This window comes from Aureispira sp. CCB-E (assembly GCF_031326345.1).
Classification (GTDB): Bacteria; Bacteroidota; Bacteroidia; order Chitinophagales; family Saprospiraceae; genus Aureispira.
On the sequence record NZ_CP133671.1, the window covers coordinates 2,669,425 to 2,688,542 of the forward strand.

The following is a 19,118-nucleotide window of genomic DNA, read 5'->3' on the forward strand; positions in this document are numbered from 1 at the left end:
TCCAAGAAATGATCCGATTAGAAGTAAGCGCTTCTTAGCTAGATTTTGAGATTTGTCTAAAATGAATTAAAACCAACAGAAGAATATAGAGGCAAGCACTAATCGTAATCAAACCAGAGATTTGATATTGGTAAATTAAGAAGGCAACGATTAAGTTCGTGGCACCTGCCAATAAAACTAGAGGTAGTGCTAACCTTTTAAAGTGATGAGCACCAAAAGCCACCCACACAATCAAAAACGGAACTAGCATAAATAAAATACGGTCGTAGAGGTAAGGCCAAAAGAAGGGAAGCAAAAACCATCCTGTAACAAAGGTTAGGAATAATGCAGCGTAAATTTGCGTCCATTGGCGAAAAGCAATGTTTTTAAACAAACCAACTAAAAAAAGAAACCAATATAAATCTATTGTATGGTAACTTTGGGCAATAAAACTTTTCCAATAAAAGGCTGGTGGATCACTATGACCAAACTTAATCCAGTCCCAAATGGATATTCCCCAAATACTGTCAATTAGGTAGTTTCCAATTAAAAATGTGCCTAAAAAAAAACTTCCAAGGACAGCATAGATTGTTATTTTTATCTTAGGAGTATGATGAGGGTGGAGGAGGATCAAAAAGAAAGTAAACATGCCTGTAATAATAATAGATTCTTTGATAAAAAATCCGATTCCCATAAATCCCCCCAAGAAAGCGATATGTCTCCAAGAGAGTTTGGGAGAACAGAAACATTTTAGGCTCCACAAAACACCCCAAAGCATCCAAAACCAGCCTAATCCATCGGTAAGAATAGCTAATCCGTAGACTGCCATAGGTTGGCATAGAGTATAAGCAAGCATTGCCAAGTAAGCCAAATAGTCTTTAGAGGTAACAAAAAAAACTATTTTATACAATACAAAAGCACTCAACCAGTAGGCTAGAAGCTGCTGAATGAAAAAGCCATATTGGATGGGGATTTCAAAGAAATAGTATAGACAAGTTGGAATGAATAAGCTAAGTGGTTTGCTCAATCGAAATAAACGATCGGGCTGAGAGGACTCCCCAAGTAATAATTCAACTGCATTAATAAAACTTGGAGAATCTGTCTGAAAAAACATAAAATAAAACAAGCATATCGAAAAGACACTTGTTCCTAATAATGTAAAAATTAGCTGCGTTTTTGATATGGTAGCCTTAGACAAAGGTTTTAGTTTAGCAAGCTCTTGAATTGAGGATAACCTCCTTCGTCAACTTCTCCACTACAAGATAAAGAATCCTTTACATCATTAAAAAGATGAGAGGCATAATCGTTTGAAGACTGAGTGCGAGGAAATAATTGATACCAGTTAAGATTACTATTTCGGTTGTGAATAAACCAATCAGAGTAAGTTTGTACATCGTACCCCAGTTCACAAATCGCCTTTTCTGCTTCATCATCCAACAACTCAACAATACTCGTTTGATACGGTTCGTTTTCTAAAACATCCAAAATAGAACAAATATCAGCCCCTGACCCTGCATTAATTTTACCTCCTAAAGCTAAATCTAGTAGAAAGTTAGTAGAAAAACGTGCTTCTAATTTTTCGATATCATAACGACTCTTAGAACAAGCCATTAGATGTGCTAAAACAGGCGCAAATTGAGCTTCATAATTAATGTTTTTCAAAAAATCCTTGTACAAGTAAATATATCCTCCAGGAACCACAAAAGCACCAGTATAACCCGCCTTGTGAATCACACGAACCGTTGGAGTCGCAGAGGGGGAGAGAGCGTTGGATTGATTGGCACCTACTGTCAAAAAACCACTAGATCCATTGATAGATTGACTAATTTGATAAATATAATTATAAATAGCTGGATGAGACTGTTGATTGAGCAGGGAGAGGTCAGAGGAGGTGTCAATGTGAGTTAACAAAGCCTGATCGATGGCACGTCCAATATTGGCGTCGTCTTCAGAAGTAATGATATGTTTGGCTTCGACAGCTTCCTTTTCGCAACTAATTGTTAATAGGACAATAAAAAATGCAATTGTAGCAAAATAGAAATTACGCGTAAAAAAAAAGTTCATACTTATAAATTAAGTCTGTTGTATTCAACAATAGTTCGTTGAAAAACTTTATTAGTTTGATAATCAATAAATTGAAGATTTATTGTGTTTTATGTTAAGGTTTTGATTATCAAATTAATATAAATGTGTTTTTTTGTCTTTTGGGTAGCTAAGCTTGCGATCTCACGAGCGTAGCGAGCTAAAAAAGTAAAAAATCAACGAACTACTAATTCAAGGTCTTTTTCATTAAAAAACGACAATCAAAAAACTAATCTACAGCCTACTGATTGTATACAGAATCTTTAAAAACAATTAGAATAATTGGGAGTTTATCTCTATCATTGTGTTATCATTTGGGGTAGTTTTGGGCAAATATACTATTTTATTGATATAGTGCAAATGCTTCAATAAATATACCACCTAACAACTATTTTACATTAATTACTGTTTTAGGTGTGTACTTTAACATTTTTGCAAGTCTTGATTCTAAATTAAACAATGGAAAATTCTCAGGAATTTATACAAATTTTTGGTGCCAAAGAGCACAATCTTCAAAACATAGATTTACGAATTCCACGCAACCAAATGGTTGTTATTACGGGGGTAAGTGGTAGCGGCAAATCTTCTCTAGCATTTGATACTATCTATGCAGAGGGGCAGCGGCGTTATATGGAAACCTTCTCTGCTTATGCCAGACAGTTTATTGGGGATATGGAACGACCTGATGTAGAAAAAATTACTGGACTGAGCCCTGTCATTGCAATTGAACAAAAAACAACAAGTAAAAATCCTCGATCAACGGTAGGAACTGTCACTGAAATTTATGATTTCTTGCGTTTGTTGTTTGCCCGTGCTGGAGAAGCTTATTCTTACAACACAGGCCAGAAAATGGTTCGTTATACAGAAGAGGAAATCCAAAATCATATTTTTGAAAACTTTGAGGGCAAAAAAGGAATGATCTTAGCTCCTTTGGTGCGTGCTAGAAAAGGACATTATCGAGAGCTTTTTGATCAAATGCGTAAGCAGGGCTTTTCAAAAATGCGTATTGATGGATTTATAATTGACCTTTCGCCAGGAATGCAAGTAGATCGCTATAAGGTTCATGATATTGAACTGGTTGTAGATCGTGTCGTAGTAGAAGAATCGAGGCGGGATCGTTTTGGGGCATCTATGCAAACGGCTTTGCGTTTGGGCAATGGGTTTATGATGTTCATGGATTATGAGACGGAGGAAGTTTTTCAATACAGCAAGCACTTGATGTGTGCCGAAACAGGACTTTCTTATGAAGAACCTTCACCCAATAGTTTTTCCTTTAATTCTCCTTATGGTGCTTGTCCCAATTGTAAGGGTTTGGGCTCTGTTCATGAAGTAGAGTACAAGCGCATTATACCAGACGATAGCAAAACAATCAATCAAATTGGTATATTGCCTTTGGGAGAAGTTCGAAATAATATGACGTTTAAGCAATTGCGTGCAATTGCCAAAAAATACGATTTTACATTTTCAACTCCTATCTCGGAATTATCAGAAGAAGCCTTGCATGTTATTTTGTATGGTGGAGATAATACATTTGAGGCTCGAAAGTTTGGAAAGGAAGAGTTTTCGCACAATTTAGCAAAAGAGGGGTTGATTCAGATGTTGAAACGTTATTACAAAGAATCTACATCTGAAAAGATTCGCCGTTGGGCAGAAGAATTTATGGTGGTAGCGCCTTGTTCGGAATGTGATGGAACGCGTTTAAAAAAACAAGCCTTGTTCTTTAAGGTTGCCGAAAAAAATATCTCAGAGTTAGCACAAATGGACATCCAAAATTTATACGATTGGGTGGGCTCTATAGGTGATCAACTCTCTACTCGTCAAATGGCGATTGCTAAAGATATTTTGAAAGAATTGCGCTTGCGTTTAGGCTTCTTACTAGATGTTGGGCTAGATTATTTGAGCTTAAACCGTCCTGCTAGAACGTTATCAGGAGGAGAGTCTCAACGGATTCGATTGGCAACGCAAATTGGGTCTCAATTAACAGGGATTACATATATCTTAGATGAGCCTAGTATTGGGTTGCATCAGCGTGATAATGAACAGCTAATTAAAGCATTGAGAGACTTGACGGATATAGGGAATACGGTCTTAGTGGTAGAGCACGACAAAGACATTATGATGGCAGCTGATTATTTGATTGATTTAGGACCTCTTGCAGGAAAATTAGGAGGAGAGGTAGTGGCAGCTGGAAAACCAGAAGAGTTTTTAACTAAAAGTAGTATTACAGCTACTTATTTGAATAATACAGAAAAGATAGAAGTTCCCAAAGAGCGTCGCAAGGGGACAGGAGACGAGATTGTTTTGAAAGGGGCGACAGGAAATAACTTAAAGTCTGTTGATTTAACCATACCTCTAGGGAAATTTGTTTGTATTACAGGGGTTTCAGGTAGTGGTAAATCGACTTTAGTGAACGAAACTTTGTATCCTATTCTGAGGCAACATTTTTACAATAGCTTGAAAAAGCCAATGCCTTATGAACAAATAACAGGAATCGAGCACGTCGATAAAGTGATAGAAATTGACCAAGCGCCAATTGGTCGTACCCCTCGTTCTAATCCTGCGACATACATTGGTGTTTTTGATAATATTAGAAAGTTATTTTCTAGCACGCCAGAGTCTAAAATTAGAGGTTACAAGCCTGGTCGATTCTCCTTTAATGTAAAAGGAGGGCGTTGTGAGGTTTGTGGTGGTTCTGGCAAACGTGTGATTGAAATGCAGTTTTTGCCAAATGTAGAGGTAGAGTGTGAGAACTGTAGTGGTAAGCGTTACAATAGAGAAACTTTAGAAATTTTATACGCAGGACAGTCAATTAATGATATCTTGGATATGACGGTTGATGAAGCAACTGATTTCTTTGTAAAAGTTCCTCGAATTCATCAATATATTAGCACGTTGCAAATGGTCGGCTTGGGATACATCACCTTGGGGCAGTCTGCTACAACGCTTTCAGGAGGTGAAGCGCAACGTATAAAGTTGGCGAAAGAGTTGGCCAAAAAAGATACAGGAAATACCTTGTATATCTTGGATGAACCTACTACTGGATTGCACTTTTCTGATATTAAATTACTACTTGGTGTATTGGATGAGTTGGTCGATAGAGGAAATACCATTGTTGTAATTGAGCATAATATGGACGTTATCAAAATGGCAGACTATATTATTGATATTGGACCAGAAGGAGGGAAACGAGGTGGAACGGTGGTGGTTGAAGGAACTCCTGAGGTTGTTGCGGCTCATCCAACTAGCCACACAGGGCGATTTCTTAAATTAGAACTATAAGAATTAAGACATTTATCTTATTCGTGGACAAAAACTCTTTCTAAGGTTGTACTTAGGAAGAGTTTTTATTTTTTGAGTACTTAAGGATTTAATTGCTCTTTGGAGAAAATTTAAAGTGTTAAAAAAAAATACAGAAGGAGGTCCCTAAGAGCTATTTAAAAGCTTATAATATTTTGGAAATTAGATTTTTGCACCTTATAAAACGTTGAGGTTTAATTTAATAGTTAAATTTTTTGGCTGTTGATTTTAACAGAAAATATTCTTAAAGCGTCATTCTATTATCCTATTTTGGGACAAATAGTGCAAAGACTTGAATCACTAAAGTGCATCTAGATTCAATTTCTTTCGCTATGACAACAATCATATTTTTTAAATTCCAAAAAAGTTTAACAGAATGAAAAATGCAGATCCAATTCCGCAGAAAATGCAGGGATTGCTCTTCGGAGTATTCCTATTTGTTTTAATTCCAGGACTTTCAATTTATTATTTTGCTACAGGACAAGCCGAGGTAACTTGGTTTTGGGTAGGTATCGGCTTAGTTTGCTGGTACTTGCAGATGGTAGGAGTATTAATTGGATACCACCGTTACTTTTCGCACAAATCCTTTGAGACAGGACCCGTTATGCGCTTTGTACTTGGTTTTCTAGGGTGTATTAGTGGTCAAAAAGGGCCTATTTTTTGGGCTTGTCATCATCGTTTTCATCACAATAGTTGTGAAGAAGATCATGATGTTCATTCCCCTTATACCTATGGTAATTTAAAAGGCTTTAATCTTGTAAAAGGCTTTTTATGGTCTCATTTTTTACATTTAGTAGAAAATGGTCCTATGCCAGTAGAAGATAAGTGGGTAAGAGATTTACTCAAACAACCTGAGGTTGTCTTTTTAGAAAAACAAGCAACGCTTATTTACTATTTGTTTGGTTTAGCAACTTACCTTTTAGGAGGTATAAATGGGTTAGTTTGGGGCTTTTTCTTGCCTTCCTTCCTTTCATGGAACTGTGTTATGTTGGTCAATTCAGCCGTACATATTTGGGGCGCACGTCCATATATTTCTAAATTGGCACCTAATTGTAATGCTAGAAATATTTGGTGGTTATCGATCCCTATGTTAGGCGATAACTGGCACAACAATCACCATGCTGATATGAACAGTGCTAGAGCTGGCTTTTACTGGTGGCAGTTGGATTTGAACTATTGTCTTATTTGGTGTATGAGCAAAGTTGGATTGGTTTGGAATGTCAGACAGCCCGATTGGAAAAACTTAAAAGACATGGAAAATCAAGATAAAGATTCCGAAAAAGCATTTTTAGTAGAGTTAGATAAAAAAGAGAAAGGCAAAAAAGAGCAAGAACCAAGTTTGGTTAATTAACGAGTAGTTGAAACAACTTGATGTTGCAAACCACATTTTTTTTGCAAAAAAAAACAAAAACGCTTTGCCGATTCAATTTTTGGCAAAGCGTTTTTCATTCAGGTTAAACGAGTAAAAATAGCAAATTACGATCTATTTTAATAAGACTCGATAATCATTGGCACGAGTACCATCTAGTTTAACCATGATACCATATACTTTGCGTTTGGTGTTAAAATCAGCTACTTTGAAGAGATTAATAATTTCATCTTTTTTTGCATCTGAAAATATTTGAACCCACATCGAGTTGGGATTAGATTGATTGGCTGCATCAATAGTTTCCAATGCTTTTAAGACCGCTGTAAGTCCTTTCTCGGTTTGATCTTCTTGAGCAATTCTATCCAAACCTAGCATATAATATTGATACATAGCACGACGCATATCTTGCATACGAGGGCTTAGTAAGTTTTCGATAATCCAATAGCGACTTCTATTCACAATTCCACCACTTCCAGCTGTCCAGCCATCAGCGGTACCTCGTGGAACGGCATTTAGTATATCTTGTGCTTTTTGTAAGTGATCTTCTCCACCCAATTCAGAAAATGAATCGTAGTCCATGCCTAAAATTACATAAGCATAAAACGCTAGGGTAGAAGTAAGGTTAGAGGTAAACGTATTTTCAGAAAAATCTAATCGTTCGTATTCCCCATAAGTGAATTTAAATTGTTTGTCTAAGTTTTGAAACAAAACAGAGTTGTAGCCACTATTATAAACAGGACGACTGGCTTGAATTGTCATTTGCCCTTCAAAATCTGTTTGAGAAAGCTCTTTGTCAATTGTAATAACAATATTTAATTCAATGCGTTCTTCGGGTTCAAAGTTATCTTCTACCCAATTTCGTGTATTCATGAATTCTTCAATGGCTGTTTCTAAATTTCTAAAAATTTTAGGATCTACCGATTGAATTTTAGGTGTATTAATTGTCACCTGAGTATTAAAGTCTTGAGCAGTAGCGGAAAAACTTAGGCAAGTTGCCAAGAACAAACCACTTAATTTTTGTATTAATCTCATTTATTTTTAATTGTATGTTATGATCTTACCAAATTAACTTTATTATAACAATAATCCGACAAAATAGAAAGCAACCGCTTGCAGAACTTGTCAGAGAGTCAAGACTAGAATAGTTGCCTGCTTACTTGGGATGTTTACTATAAAGAACGCAAAAAGTTATAGGGAATTGAGTCTACTTTGTGTATTTAACAAGATTTTTAGTCTTTATCTAATAATTGAATCACTTTTTGGGTAATATCAGCAGCAACTTCTAGCTTTGTTTTTAGACTTTGGTGTGCAATACTACCATCTTGCCCCAAAAAAGTCACCTTATTGGTATCATGTCCAAATCCTGCTCCTTTATCAGATAGGTCGTTTAAAACAATAAAGTCAAAATTCTTTTTGGTTAGTTTGCGTTGAGCATTTTCAACAGCATTATTGGTTTCTAAAGCAAATCCAACCATAATTTGATGGGCTTGTTTTTGTTGCCCTAGTGTTGCTGCAATATCTGTCGTTCTTTTGAGTTCAATATTTAAGTCTCCTTCCTTTTTCTTTAATTTATGATCTGCTTTTGTTTTGGGCGTATAATCCGCTACTGCCGCTGCAAGAATAGTTACATCGGCAGTTGGAAAGTAAGTAGCGGCGGCTTGGTACATTTCTTCAGCAGACCGCACAGGAATTCGCTCTACAGCGGGATGATTGGGAAGAATTGATGTGGCACCACTAACAAGAATCACACGAGCACCTTGCTGCGCCATTTTGTCTGCAATTGCTGTACCCATTTTTCCTGTAGAATGATTGGTAATGAATCGTACAGGATCAATTGCCTCTTGAGTAGGGCCTGATGTAATTAAAACTACTTTACCTGCTAAAGTATTTGTAGTATCTCGTTGAACGAAAAAGCTTTCTAAGTGGGAGAGAATTGCTTCAGGTTCTGACATTCTTCCTTTTCCAACCAAGCCACTAGCCAACTCTCCATCTTCAACAGGCAATAAGTGATGCCCAAAGTTGAGCAATTTTTGTACATTATGCTGAGTTGCAGGATGCACCCACATATCTAAATCCATCGCTGGAGCAATAAAAACAGGGCAACGACTAGATAAATAAGCAGCCAACAGCATATTATCGCAAAGTCCGTTGGCCATTTTTGCTAAGGTGTTAGCCGTTGCTGGAGCAATCAGCATGGCATCCGCCCATAGTCCTAGTTCTACGTGATTGTTCCATGCCTCGTCAGAGCTGACATCGCTATACACGGGATTTTTGGAAAGTGTAGAAAGAGTTAATGGAGTAATAAAGCCTTGTGCAGCAGGTGTCATGATAACTTTAACTTCTGCTTTTGCTTTGACCAACAAACGAACCAAGGTGGCAATTTTGTAAGCAGCAATACTACCTGAAACAGCGACTAAAATTTTTTTTCCTAAGAGCATTATTTGATGTTAATATCCAAATTAAACAAAAAAATCCTGACAACTAACAGGTAATTATCAGGACTATATCTTACAATAAACAAACTGTTTACTATTCTTCTGTATTTTTAACTTCCTTAAATCTATGGTAAACCTTGCCATCAAAAAACTCGTGGAGAGCAATGATACTAGGGTTTGGTAAACGCTCATAGAATTTAGAAATTTCGATTTGCTCTTTGTTTTCGTGAATCTCTTCTAAAGTATCCGTAGTAGAAGCAAATTCATCTAATTTTGCATGCAACTCTTTTTTCAAATCAACACCAATTTGGTCCGCACGACGCGCAATGATATTTAGAGATTGATAGATGTTACCACCACCAAGCGCTGAAATTTCATCTGAATTACGAGCAACAATATAAGGATTGATGCCTTGTGCTTTTTGTTTGATTTCGTTATTTCTGTTAATGTTCATTGCGTATTTTTTTGATTTTGTTATTGGCAGTTTCGTAAATGGTATCTACTTCTTTTATGTATTCGCTCTCACTATGTCTTTTCTTAAAATCGACACAAGCTTTCATTGTTTCTTCATAACGTTCTATTTGTTTTGAAAGAACAGATTGTTGCGCATATTTCAAAGATGAACGAATAACCATATAACGGATGTATTCTCCTTCTTTAGTATCTGGGTAATCAATTAATAAGTTTTTAAACGTATACGTAGCCGCTTTATAGTGTTTGCGTTTGTAGTACCCTTTGGCACTATCCAAAGCTTTTAATTCTAGTTTGGCTCTTAATAAGTCAATTCGCTCATTGGAGGCAGATACCTTATCGCTATTGGGATAGGTATTGACAAATACTTGCAAACCTTCTATGGCACTTTCTGTATCTTCTTGTGTTAACCTAAAATTAGGAGACAATTTGTAATAAGAATCTGCACTCATGAATAAGGCTTCTTCAGCATATTCTCCATTGGGAAATGTTGTCGAAAATTGTTTGAAGTAGTAAGAAGCAAAAGAATAGTTTTTTAAGTGATAATGCGTATAAGCATAATAAAAATAAACTTTCTCTGCTTTATCTGTCAATCGAACAATTCCAATCAAATCCTCTAATAGATATTGAGCTTTTAACCATTCTTCGGCTTCATAAAACTCAAAAGCCTTTGTTAGCTTTAAATCATTGTCGCTAGATAAACGCAACTTTTCGTAACTACTTTTGCAACTTGAAAAAAGAAGCATTAGTACGAGTAAACCATTAATTAATATTCCTTTCTGTTTTAGCATAGCTGCAAATGTACGGTTTTTATACGGTTTTTGAATGAAAATTGCCAGTTTTTTAACAAAAATCTGATTTTTTTTGAGCAATTACTTACCTAGATTAAGTGATTGCTCAACTTTAAATGTAACACTAGTGCGCTTGAAGGTTGTATTAGGTTGATAATTAGTAGTCTACTTTTTAAGTGTGTAACTTTTAAAACGTTTGATTAACAATTAAATACAAGGTGGTTTTTATTAAAAACTAAAAATAAGCGAACTAAGTAATCGTTCATAAAAAATTATAGGCAAAATAGAATTCTTTTTGCACTGTTCTTCATCAAAAAATCTCGTTTTAGCCCGCTAAAACTTCAATTCTTTTCTTTGAACAGCACTAAAAACAATTACATTTTTAACTATACTTTTTTCTGTCCACTTACTTATTGATGAATACCTGTTAGTATAACTAAAATAGAAAACGGAAGAATAAACCAATGGGTTGGTTTTAATTGTTTTGGTTGTATTGTTATTTAGTCTTCGAAATCATCATCATCTCCTAATTCTAACTTGGCACCTGCCAACTCCGATAAGCTATGCGTATCGCCAGCTTCTCTTGCTTTTTGCATGCCTTTTTTGTAGGTGAAAAATGCCTTAGCATCTTGTCCTAGTTGTTCGTATAATTTGCCAAGGTGATAGTAAGTGCCAATATAATCAGGAGCATGATGTTCAAGCTCTAAGTAATATTTTAATGCATTATCTTGATCGTTCAAGCCTTCGTATTCTTTGGCAATAGCGAAAAGGAGAAATGGTTCTTTGGGACTAGCTTTCAAAAAGCCCATCAATTGTTCCAGTCTTTGACTGTTCATGATTTAGTTGTTTTTTTATGTAAGTGAGAATTCAAAATTCAATACAAAATATGATTTAAACAAATCCTGCCTTCTTGCTGAACCCAATTAGTATTTATACAATAGTTAAGGATGCTTCTACTGTGGTAATTGTAGAAACAGACAGTAACTGTTAGAGGGAAATAGCTGTTAAAAAGAAGGACAAAGATAAACTAAATACGTAGGAAGAGGAATTTATTCTGATTTTTTACAAGCCATCATTTTATTCCAACAACCTACCACTTTGGGGCTTCAGATAAGTATTTAAAAGCATATCCGACTAAGAAAGTACTACTGAGGATCAGTTGGTAATAAAAGACAATCAATAGTTTTAAAGTTATAGTTGACATCAAATGTTAATTCGCAGGCACGTCCAGCACCAATAGAATCGTATGTGAAATTACCACTAGTAGATTGGATGCCATCATCTATAATATCCACGATGTATTTATTGTCCATTTTTTCTACCTCAATAACAAAAAATCCAATCTTTTGACCTGTTTTTTGGGTGCTGTAATTTTGCAATTCTTTTTTTGTTTTGGGAACAATAGTAGCACTGCCAATTTTCTTTGAGACATTCTGATAAATAGATTTATCTGCTACCTCTATAATGAATTCCGAAGGAACAATTTTAAAGGTAGTTTTCATTTCCTTTAAATATTGTTCAATAGCAGCATTTAATAATTTAGCATCAGGTTTGGAGATGGTTTGTCCAAAGCTTAATGTGGTTGTAATTAATAGAAACAGCAAGAGAGATGATGTTTTCATAGTTATTGGTTTTGTATTTTAAATAATAGTAGCTAGGTGCAGCTATTGCGTAGTACTTTGCGAGCGTTGCACAGTTGAGAATCAAAAAATAGTGCAAAATGCCACAAAATGGCAATTTACGGTTTATAAATCATTGAGCTTAATACAAAATGATTGCCAATCTAAAAGTATTTAATAGAACGATGTTATTGGGTAGGAATGATTTAGTTGTGTTAAAACATAAAAAAAACTACTAAATCTCTAAAGAAACCTAGTAGTTGGATGTTATTATAGTGTGTGGTATAATAATACCTACAATATAGATAAAAAAGTTAATTTAGCCCCAAACTCTCTCTTTAATTTTGTTTTTTGGACATAAAAATGAAAACTATGCAAAAAATAACAAACATTCCAACATTAGAACAGATACAAGCAGCACACAAAGCAATAATGCCCTATGTCCATTATACACCAGTATTGACCAACTCTAGTATTAATGAGATGATAGGGGCGTCGCTTTATTTTAAGTGTGAAAATTTTCAAAAAATTGGTGCATTTAAAATGCGTGGGGCAACTTGTGCAGCATTAGCCTTAGATGAAGAGGAAAAAAAGAGTGGTATTGCAACACATTCTTCAGGAAATCACGCACAGGCTGTTGCTTTGACAGCACAGCTACACGGGCTTAAATCGTATGTGGTTATGCCAGCAACAGCACCCACAATCAAAAAGAATGCAACAAGAGGGTATGGGGCAAATGTAACCATTTGTGAGCCGACCATAGAGAGTAGGCAAAATACTTTGAGCAAAATCATAGTCGAAACAGGAGCAACATTTATTCCCTCTTACGATCATTATAATGTAATTGCAGGGCAAGCAACGGTTGCTAAAGAATTGATCGAAACTATAGAGGCTTTGGATGTGGTTATGGCACCTGTAGGAGGTGGTGGATTGATGAGTGGAACGGCATTGAGTACACATTATCTATTGCCTAATGCACAAGTTATCGGCGCAGAGCCAGAGGTAGTTGATGACGCTTATCAGTCTTTTCAATCAGGGACAAAACAAAAACATACAGGGGCTTCTTCTGTTGCGGATGGTTTGTTGACGAATATAAGCGACCGAACATTTGAAATTATCAAAAAATACGTAACGGACATTATTACAGTAAGTGAAGAAGAGATTGTGGCAGCAATGCGACTAATTTGGGAGCGTATGAAAATTATTGTAGAACCTTCTTCTTCGGTTCCTTTGGCTGCAATTTTGAAACAAAAAGAACGTTTTAAAGGGAAGAGGATTGGAGTTATTTTAACAGGTGGTAATGTAGATGTCAATCAATTGCCTTTTTAAGTGTATAGACAGAAGAAGTGATTACTTAATACTATATTGTTTTTATGAGGAATTATCTGCGGTTTTTTGTGCTTATCGGAATTGCTTTGGTATTGGTGGCTTGCCCAATCAAAAATGAGCGGTTGCCAAAATTTGCACTCCCTATTGAATTACCAGTAATGCCAAGTTCTATCGTTCAAATTCCTTTGGTTTTAAAATCGAAGGACTTGAAGCAAGCATTTTATCAGCACTTCCCCAACCCTGTATTAGAAGGAAAAACCGAGGAGTTGAAGTTGCAGTTGTCAGGGCGAAAAAAAGAGACCGATAAGAATTTTTTAGACAAACTAGCAAGTCCTTTGTTGAAATGGGTAGACAAAACATTTTATGTTTCTTCTAAATTAGCGTATGCGCTCGATTTGTCAAAATATGATTTTTGGTTTGAAGGCGATCAATTTTATGCAGATGTATTGTTAGATGCTAGAACGACCATGCAGCTTAGAAATGAAGCCAAAATTTTGAATGAAAACATTCGATTAAACGGCGATTTGAATTGCCCAATGCAAGTGCGTGTGGTATTAAATGGCAAAATTGAATTGACTAAAGAGGCAAGTATTAACATCCTCTTGAATGACGATGATGCAAAAATAAAATTTCAAAAGGTTTGTTCCTCTAAGGCAATTCAAAACATAGATTTTCCTGAGTTGTTACGTCCCATTGTAGAACCAGTGAAAAGGCGGATTAGCAAGACAATTAATAAAATTATCACACAGCAACTACAACGCCTATTAAATCATGATCAAACAGGGAGCTATTTGAGTTTTAAAGAAAAAATTGACGCTGCTGCTTGGCAACTGGGCAAACCCTATGAACTTACGCAAGGCATTTGGTTGGTGCCCAAAGTAGAACAAGTATTTGTATCGCCTGTATATGGTGTAGGATTGGGCGTAGAAAATCGCCTGGAATTCTGCATTGGGGTAAAAGCAAAACCTGTTGTCACTTTGGCAGAAAAAGCCCCTAATGTAATGATTCCTAAGGAAGTAAATTTTGCTGTAAATCGTTATCCTTCAGGGACTGTGGTTTGTGTGAATGGAAGTGTGCCTTTGACGTATGCTGCTAAAGAAGCACAAATATTTTTAAAAAACTATGTCGATCAGAATTATGCGCAACATGGCTATACGATTGGAAACGTTTCAATTTATCCTAATGGCAATAGAGCGGCTATTGCCATAGAGGTTTTGAAAGCTAAAAACAACCAATTGAAAGCGACTCTTTATCTTTCTGGTGTTCCAAAGTATGATACCTCCACACAAGAAGTGTATTTAAGTGATTTAAAATTCACAACCCAATCTAAAAATATACTACTTCAAGTAGGAGAGTGGTTGATGCACCCTAAAATTATGAAACACCTCAAAGAAAACCTTCGGTTTGGTATTTCAAGTGAATTAAAAAGGTTGCAAAAAGAATTAAATTACTTTCAGATAGAGGAACATATGGGAACCTTAACAGGTCGTTTCCCTACTTTGGATGTGCAAGAAATTTTTATTAGCGAGCATTACTTTGAAGTGTATTTACAAGCAGAAGGAGCTTTAGATTTTAAGATTAAATGGCAATAGGTTGGGAGTAAAAAAACGTTGGTTTTTGTCAAGAAAAATACAAAAACCAACGTTGGGAAGAGTGGCATCAATAAACTCCATTAAGCCATAGGATATTCCAATTCTTCCAAATGTAAAAAATCAATCATGACGGCCAATTTTTTACTGTATTTATCTCTATGATTAAAACCGCAATCTTGTAAGCCTTTGATAAAACTAGGCAAGTCGTCAATTGCAATTTCTTTTAAGGGAGCATAACGCTCCATGTTGAACATATTGATATAGTAATCAAAACATTCGTCTAGAGATGAAAAATCTCTGTAACCTGCTTTCCCATTTTTATAAATGCGTATGCCCAAGTGATTGTTCTTTTTTTGTGCATAAGCACTACGACCATAACCTGTTTCTAAACAAGCAATAGCAATAGTTATAGGAGCTGGAATCGATTGCTCTTTTTGAGCCTTGATGGCATAAGGATAAATTTTCTCAACATATTCCCTAGCATGATCAATTGTAATGACAGAGAAATCAGGAATAAATTCCTCGATAGGCTCTGGTGCTAAATTTTCTTCTACTCCAGAAGCAGGGATAGCTTCTGTGTGTTGTGTGTGTGTTGCCACACAAATCGCCAATGCTGCAAATAGATGCTTCATAACGGAAAAAGTACGGTAACATTACCCAAAAGGTTTCTGAAAAGAAAAAATGTTTATGTACTTGATTTACCTTAGTATGTTTCTTTGTTCCGAGCTTGTAAAGCATTGATTTGAAATCAAATTCAATTGCTTTAAGGTAAATATAGTTGTATTTTTAGTTAACAAAACTACAAGCTTTGTCTGTAAAAGACCGTTTTTACTTTTAGCAATAATTATGCCTTTTGTGTAAGTTGTTGATTTGTAGTTGTTTGTGTTTGTTTTGTGTCTTCCTTGTAACAAAAGAATAGAAGTTATTGATTTGTTAAGAAAACCTTATTTTATAAGGTAAAAGAAAGAGAATCGAAATTTTTATTTGTTTGGGAAAAATCTATTTTTTGACAAATGGATGGTTCTATTCTGACAGATTGGGTTCTAATTTGGAACAAAAGTCTCAAAATGAGTTTTTTTATCTCCATCTGACAGGCATTGGATAGGCAACGTATAATCATCAATAGTACCACTTGCTAAGGCACTTGTTTTGATCGTTATCGTGCTAAAAAGAAGCATTACCTTGTGTCAATACTGTGTGGTAAAATAAAAAAATCTACAACCACATGATGCGATCCATAGTAGGAGCCCCGCTAAGTATGATTGTTGGTAAGTTTCTTATGGAAAAATAATCCGTTTTTTATTATGAAAATGAGAATATATAGCTGTTTAAGTTTGTTTGTGACAGTTCTTTTTTTTGGAAATTCGTGTCAAACTAAGAGAGAGGGTAAAGTTTATAGAGTAGAAGAACGATTAGTAAGAGATACTGTTTATTTGTCAATGCCAAGGAGAGACTGGCAAAAAGATTTTGGTTTGAGTCACAATCCTAATGAAGATACAATTTTGGGAAATCCAGCGAGTATGTATCTAAATAATGTTCATTGTTCAGGATTAGCAAAGGCTTTTTATTATGGGCAATACAAACCAACCGATGACTTTATAACACCCGAGGTATTAAATTTAGCCTTGACAGAACAAGATAGTTTGAGACCATTTTATCTTTGGTGTTTGAGTAAAACAATTCTTATATCTGATGGTGCACTTGGAGAATATATAGGCTCTCCTGCCAGAGCATTTATAGAGCAGTATCCCAAAGCATTTTTTGAACTGATGGATAAGGAAAACTCGCCCCAATTGTATAACAAATGGGTTAGTGGTATTCGTTATAGCGGTCTGCTTGATTTCTACTATACAGATAAACGCTTTTCCCGTTCGGAAATTCAGCAAATACTAAAAAAAGAGATGCTAAAAAATTGCGTGTCGTGTTCTGCTCAAATAAAGCAAAGAATTAGTCGTTTGACGAAGGATATAGTGGCGGTAGAGTAGCTTGTTGAGGAGACGAATAAACTCAAATTTTTTTAATTTGTTCTTCTTTGAGTTGTCCTTGTTTTTGGGGGATAAAAAAAGCAAAATAAGCCTTATTTTTGTGCTGAAAAATATTATCTAATTTAGGGATTTTTTTGTATCTTTGTAGTTATGGAAAACGATAAATTAAATGAAGAGGAAACAGCTCAAAATAATAGTCAATATGGGGCAAACAATATTACTGCCCTTGAAGGATTAGAAGCTGTACGCTTGCGTCCCGGAATGTATATAGGGAGCACCGATGAAAAAGGGTTGCATCACCTTGTTTACGAGGTTTTGGACAACTCAATTGATGAGCATTTAGCAGGTCACTGTAGCCACATTCAAGTTATTATCAATGATGACAATTCTATAACTGTCAAAGATAATGGTCGTGGTATCCCAACAGGTATGCACCAAAAGCTCCAAAAATCAGCCTTGGAGGTCGTTATGACTGTACTTCATGCTGGAGGTAAGTTTGACAAACAAACTTATCAGGTTTCTGGTGGTTTGCATGGGGTAGGTGTCTCCTGTGTTAATGCCTTGTCTATAATGCTTCGTGCAGAAGTGCATAGAGAAAACAAAATTTTTACACAAACGTATTCTAGAGGAGTACCTCAATCGCCTGTAGATATTATTGGTGATACCGATATTACAGGAACTATCATTACATTTAAGCCCGATTCAGAAATCTTTTCGGAATTGGAGTATAGTTATGAAACACTGGCCAAACGATTGCGAGAATTGGCTTACTTGAACAAAGGCTTGCATTTGACCCTTCAAGATTTGCGTACACCAGACGAAAAAGGAGAATTTCCTACTGAGACCTTCTTTTCGGAAGGTGGTTTGTTGGAATTTGTGCAACATATAGACAAGCAAAGCGGTCGTGAAGTATTGGTCGATGTTCCCGTTCATGTTCGAGGAGAACAGGATAACGTACAAGTAGAGGTAGCGTTTCAATACAATCGTTCTTACCGTGAAACATTGCGTTCTTATGTCAATAATATTAATACGATAGAAGGTGGAACACACGTCAATGGGTTTCGTCGTGCCGTTTCTCATGTATTAAAGAAATATGGAGAGGCAAAAGAACTTTTCTCTAAGGCAAAAGTAAAAATATCTAGCGAAGATTTTAGAGAAGGTCTAACGGCTGTTGTTGCTGTAAAAGTTCCTGAACCACAATTTAAAGGTCAAACAAAAGGTGAATTAGGAAACTCTGAAGTAACCTCAATTGTTTCGGCTTGTGTACGTAATGCGTTGGAAATTTTCTTAGAAGAAAATCCGAATGCTGCCAAAATGTTGATGGATAAAGTTATTCTAGCAGCAAAAGCTCGTAGTGCCGCAAGCAAAGCACGCGAAATGGTGCAGCGCAAAAATGTTTTGACAGGCTCTGGGCTTCCTGGTAAGTTGGCTGATTGTTCCTCTAAAGATCCTGAAAGATCGGAAATATACTTAGTAGAGGGAGACTCGGCGGGAGGTACTGCCAAACAAGGTCGTGATCGTGAATTTCAAGCCATTTTGCCTTTGAGAGGTAAAATTCTAAATGTAGAAAAGGCATTGGAATATAAAATCTATGAGAACGAAGAGATCAAAAATATGTTTACAGCACTTGGCGTTCGTATCGAAGAAAAAGATGGTGAGCGTGTGTTGAACATTGAAAAATTACGTTATCACAAGATTATTATTATGTGTGATGCGGACGTAGATGGAAGTCATATCGTTACCTTAATTTTAACGTTCTTCTTCCGTTATATGCGTCCATTAATCGAAAAAGGGTATATTTATATTGCAGCACCACCATTGTATCAGGTTAAAAAAGGAAAACGTTCTATCTATTGTTGGAACGATGCGGATCGTGATCAAGCAGTTGTTTCTTTGGGAGGTGATAATTCGAGTGTAAATATTCAACGTTATAAAGGTCTTGGAGAAATGAACGCAGAGCAGTTGTGGGAAACAACCATGGATCCTGTTTCTCGTACATTGCGCCAAGCTACTATTGAGGATTTTGAATCTGCTGATGCTGTATTCTCTATGCTCATGGGAGATGAGGTTCCGCCTCGCCGGGCATTTATTGAAGCCAATGCCAAATATGCTAATGTGAATGTTTAAAAAATATCAGAAGCTGCTTGTATCAATTCAAGCAGCTTTTTT

At 35.9% G+C, this 19,118-nt stretch carries 16 protein-coding genes; 6 read left to right on the forward strand and 10 right to left on the reverse strand.

Annotated elements, in window-relative coordinates:
- Positions 1-34: 34 nt before the first annotated feature.
- Positions 35-1,093 (reverse strand): hypothetical protein, encoded by a 1,059-nt coding sequence (locus QP953_RS10105; RefSeq protein WP_309554887.1) that lies wholly within the window; start codon positions 1,091-1,093, stop codon positions 35-37.
- An 89-nt stretch (positions 1,094-1,182) separates the two neighbouring features.
- Positions 1,183-2,043 carry a hypothetical protein gene (locus tag QP953_RS10110; protein ID WP_309554888.1) on the reverse strand — a complete coding sequence of 287 codons (861 nt, stop codon included), beginning with the start codon at positions 2,041-2,043 and terminating at the stop codon, positions 1,183-1,185.
- A 477-nt stretch (positions 2,044-2,520) separates the two neighbouring features.
- Between QP953_RS10110 and uvrA the strand changes: the two genes are divergently transcribed.
- Both uvrA and QP953_RS10120 read left to right on the forward strand, forming a co-directional pair.
- Positions 2,521-5,340, forward strand: coding sequence for an excinuclease ABC subunit UvrA (gene uvrA, locus QP953_RS10115; protein WP_052598606.1), 2,820 nt, complete (start codon positions 2,521-2,523; stop codon positions 5,338-5,340).
- A 394-nt stretch (positions 5,341-5,734) separates the two neighbouring features.
- Positions 5,735-6,709, forward strand: a complete 975-nt coding sequence (locus QP953_RS10120; protein ID WP_309554889.1) for a fatty acid desaturase — start codon at positions 5,735-5,737, stop codon at positions 6,707-6,709.
- 132 nt (positions 6,710-6,841) lie between these two features.
- Here QP953_RS10120 and QP953_RS10125 read toward each other — a convergent pair whose 3' ends face one another.
- The 6 genes from QP953_RS10125 to QP953_RS10150 all read right to left on the reverse strand — a co-directional run bounded on the left by QP953_RS10125 (position 6,842) and on the right by QP953_RS10150 (position 12,046).
- The gene (locus QP953_RS10125) at positions 6,842-7,759 is read right to left on the reverse strand and encodes a DUF4835 family protein (protein ID WP_052598608.1); all 918 of its coding nucleotides are present in this window, start codon (positions 7,757-7,759) and stop codon (positions 6,842-6,844) included.
- Positions 7,760-7,956: 197 nt separating this feature from the next.
- Positions 7,957-9,165, reverse strand: coding sequence for a bifunctional phosphopantothenoylcysteine decarboxylase/phosphopantothenate--cysteine ligase CoaBC (gene coaBC, locus QP953_RS10130; protein ID WP_052598609.1), 1,209 nt, complete (start codon positions 9,163-9,165; stop codon positions 7,957-7,959).
- A gap of 91 nt (positions 9,166-9,256) precedes the next feature.
- Positions 9,257-9,616 (reverse strand): DNA-directed RNA polymerase subunit omega, encoded by a 360-nt coding sequence (locus QP953_RS10135; RefSeq protein WP_052598610.1) that lies wholly within the window; start codon positions 9,614-9,616, stop codon positions 9,257-9,259.
- Positions 9,606-10,424 (reverse strand): outer membrane protein assembly factor BamD, encoded by an 819-nt coding sequence (locus tag QP953_RS10140; protein ID WP_052598710.1) that lies wholly within the window; start codon positions 10,422-10,424, stop codon positions 9,606-9,608. Before QP953_RS10140 ends, QP953_RS10135 begins: the two co-directional genes overlap by 11 nt.
- A gap of 500 nt (positions 10,425-10,924) precedes the next feature.
- On the reverse strand, positions 10,925-11,260 hold the full coding sequence (locus QP953_RS10145; protein ID WP_309554890.1) for a tetratricopeptide repeat protein: 336 nt from the start codon (positions 11,258-11,260) through the stop codon (positions 10,925-10,927).
- A gap of 309 nt (positions 11,261-11,569) precedes the next feature.
- On the reverse strand, positions 11,570-12,046 hold the full coding sequence (locus tag QP953_RS10150; RefSeq protein WP_309554892.1) for a hypothetical protein: 477 nt from the start codon (positions 12,044-12,046) through the stop codon (positions 11,570-11,572).
- Positions 12,047-12,415: 369 nt separating this feature from the next.
- On the opposite strand from QP953_RS10150, the gene QP953_RS10155 reads away from it, so the two are divergent.
- Both QP953_RS10155 and QP953_RS10160 read left to right on the forward strand, forming a co-directional pair.
- Complete coding sequence (locus QP953_RS10155) at positions 12,416-13,372, forward strand: threonine/serine dehydratase (protein WP_309554894.1); 957 nt, start codon at positions 12,416-12,418, stop codon at positions 13,370-13,372.
- Between the two features lie 44 nt (positions 13,373-13,416).
- Positions 13,417-14,964 carry a DUF4403 family protein gene (locus QP953_RS10160; RefSeq protein ID WP_309554895.1) on the forward strand — a complete coding sequence of 516 codons (1,548 nt, stop codon included), beginning with the start codon at positions 13,417-13,419 and terminating at the stop codon, positions 14,962-14,964.
- Positions 14,965-15,044: 80 nt separating this feature from the next.
- On the opposite strand, the gene QP953_RS10165 is transcribed toward QP953_RS10160, so the two are convergent.
- Entirely contained in the window at positions 15,045-15,596 is a 552-nt protein-coding gene (locus QP953_RS10165; protein ID WP_309554897.1) for a glucosaminidase domain-containing protein, read from the reverse strand.
- A gap of 411 nt (positions 15,597-16,007) precedes the next feature.
- Positions 16,008-16,142, reverse strand: a complete 135-nt coding sequence (locus QP953_RS10170) for a hypothetical protein (protein ID WP_309554898.1) — start codon at positions 16,140-16,142, stop codon at positions 16,008-16,010.
- 126 nt (positions 16,143-16,268) lie between these two features.
- Between QP953_RS10170 and QP953_RS10175 the strand changes: the two genes are divergently transcribed.
- Positions 16,269-16,949 (forward strand): hypothetical protein, encoded by a 681-nt coding sequence (locus QP953_RS10175; RefSeq protein ID WP_309554899.1) that lies wholly within the window; start codon positions 16,269-16,271, stop codon positions 16,947-16,949.
- Between the two features lie 150 nt (positions 16,950-17,099).
- The gene (gyrB, locus tag QP953_RS10180; protein WP_052598616.1) at positions 17,100-19,076 is read left to right on the forward strand and encodes a DNA topoisomerase (ATP-hydrolyzing) subunit B; all 1,977 of its coding nucleotides are present in this window, start codon (positions 17,100-17,102) and stop codon (positions 19,074-19,076) included.
- Positions 19,077-19,118 lie beyond the last annotated feature (42 nt).

Coding starts and splice junctions, on each gene's coding strand:
- QP953_RS10105 (WP_309554887.1), bottom strand. CDS start 1,093: ATGTTTTTTCAGACAGATTCTCCAAGTTTTATTAATGCAGTTGAATTA.
- QP953_RS10110 (WP_309554888.1), bottom strand. CDS start 2,043: ATGAACTTTTTTTTTACGCGTAATTTCTATTTTGCTACAATTGCATTT.
- uvrA (WP_052598606.1), top strand. CDS start 2,521: ATGGAAAATTCTCAGGAATTTATACAAATTTTTGGTGCCAAAGAGCAC.
- QP953_RS10120 (WP_309554889.1), top strand. CDS start 5,735: ATGAAAAATGCAGATCCAATTCCGCAGAAAATGCAGGGATTGCTCTTC.
- QP953_RS10125 (WP_052598608.1), bottom strand. CDS start 7,759: ATGAGATTAATACAAAAATTAAGTGGTTTGTTCTTGGCAACTTGCCTA.
- coaBC (WP_052598609.1), bottom strand. CDS start 9,165: ATGCTCTTAGGAAAAAAAATTTTAGTCGCTGTTTCAGGTAGTATTGCT.
- QP953_RS10135 (WP_052598610.1), bottom strand. CDS start 9,616: ATGAACATTAACAGAAATAACGAAATCAAACAAAAAGCACAAGGCATC.
- QP953_RS10140 (WP_052598710.1), bottom strand. CDS start 10,424: ATGCTAAAACAGAAAGGAATATTAATTAATGGTTTACTCGTACTAATG.
- QP953_RS10145 (WP_309554890.1), bottom strand. CDS start 11,260: ATGAACAGTCAAAGACTGGAACAATTGATGGGCTTTTTGAAAGCTAGT.
- QP953_RS10150 (WP_309554892.1), bottom strand. CDS start 12,046: ATGAAAACATCATCTCTCTTGCTGTTTCTATTAATTACAACCACATTA.
- QP953_RS10155 (WP_309554894.1), top strand. CDS start 12,416: ATGCAAAAAATAACAAACATTCCAACATTAGAACAGATACAAGCAGCA.
- QP953_RS10160 (WP_309554895.1), top strand. CDS start 13,417: ATGAGGAATTATCTGCGGTTTTTTGTGCTTATCGGAATTGCTTTGGTA.
- QP953_RS10165 (WP_309554897.1), bottom strand. CDS start 15,596: ATGAAGCATCTATTTGCAGCATTGGCGATTTGTGTGGCAACACACACA.
- QP953_RS10170 (WP_309554898.1), bottom strand. CDS start 16,142: ATGCTTCTTTTTAGCACGATAACGATCAAAACAAGTGCCTTAGCAAGT.
- QP953_RS10175 (WP_309554899.1), top strand. CDS start 16,269: ATGAAAATGAGAATATATAGCTGTTTAAGTTTGTTTGTGACAGTTCTT.
- gyrB (WP_052598616.1), top strand. CDS start 17,100: ATGGAAAACGATAAATTAAATGAAGAGGAAACAGCTCAAAATAATAGT.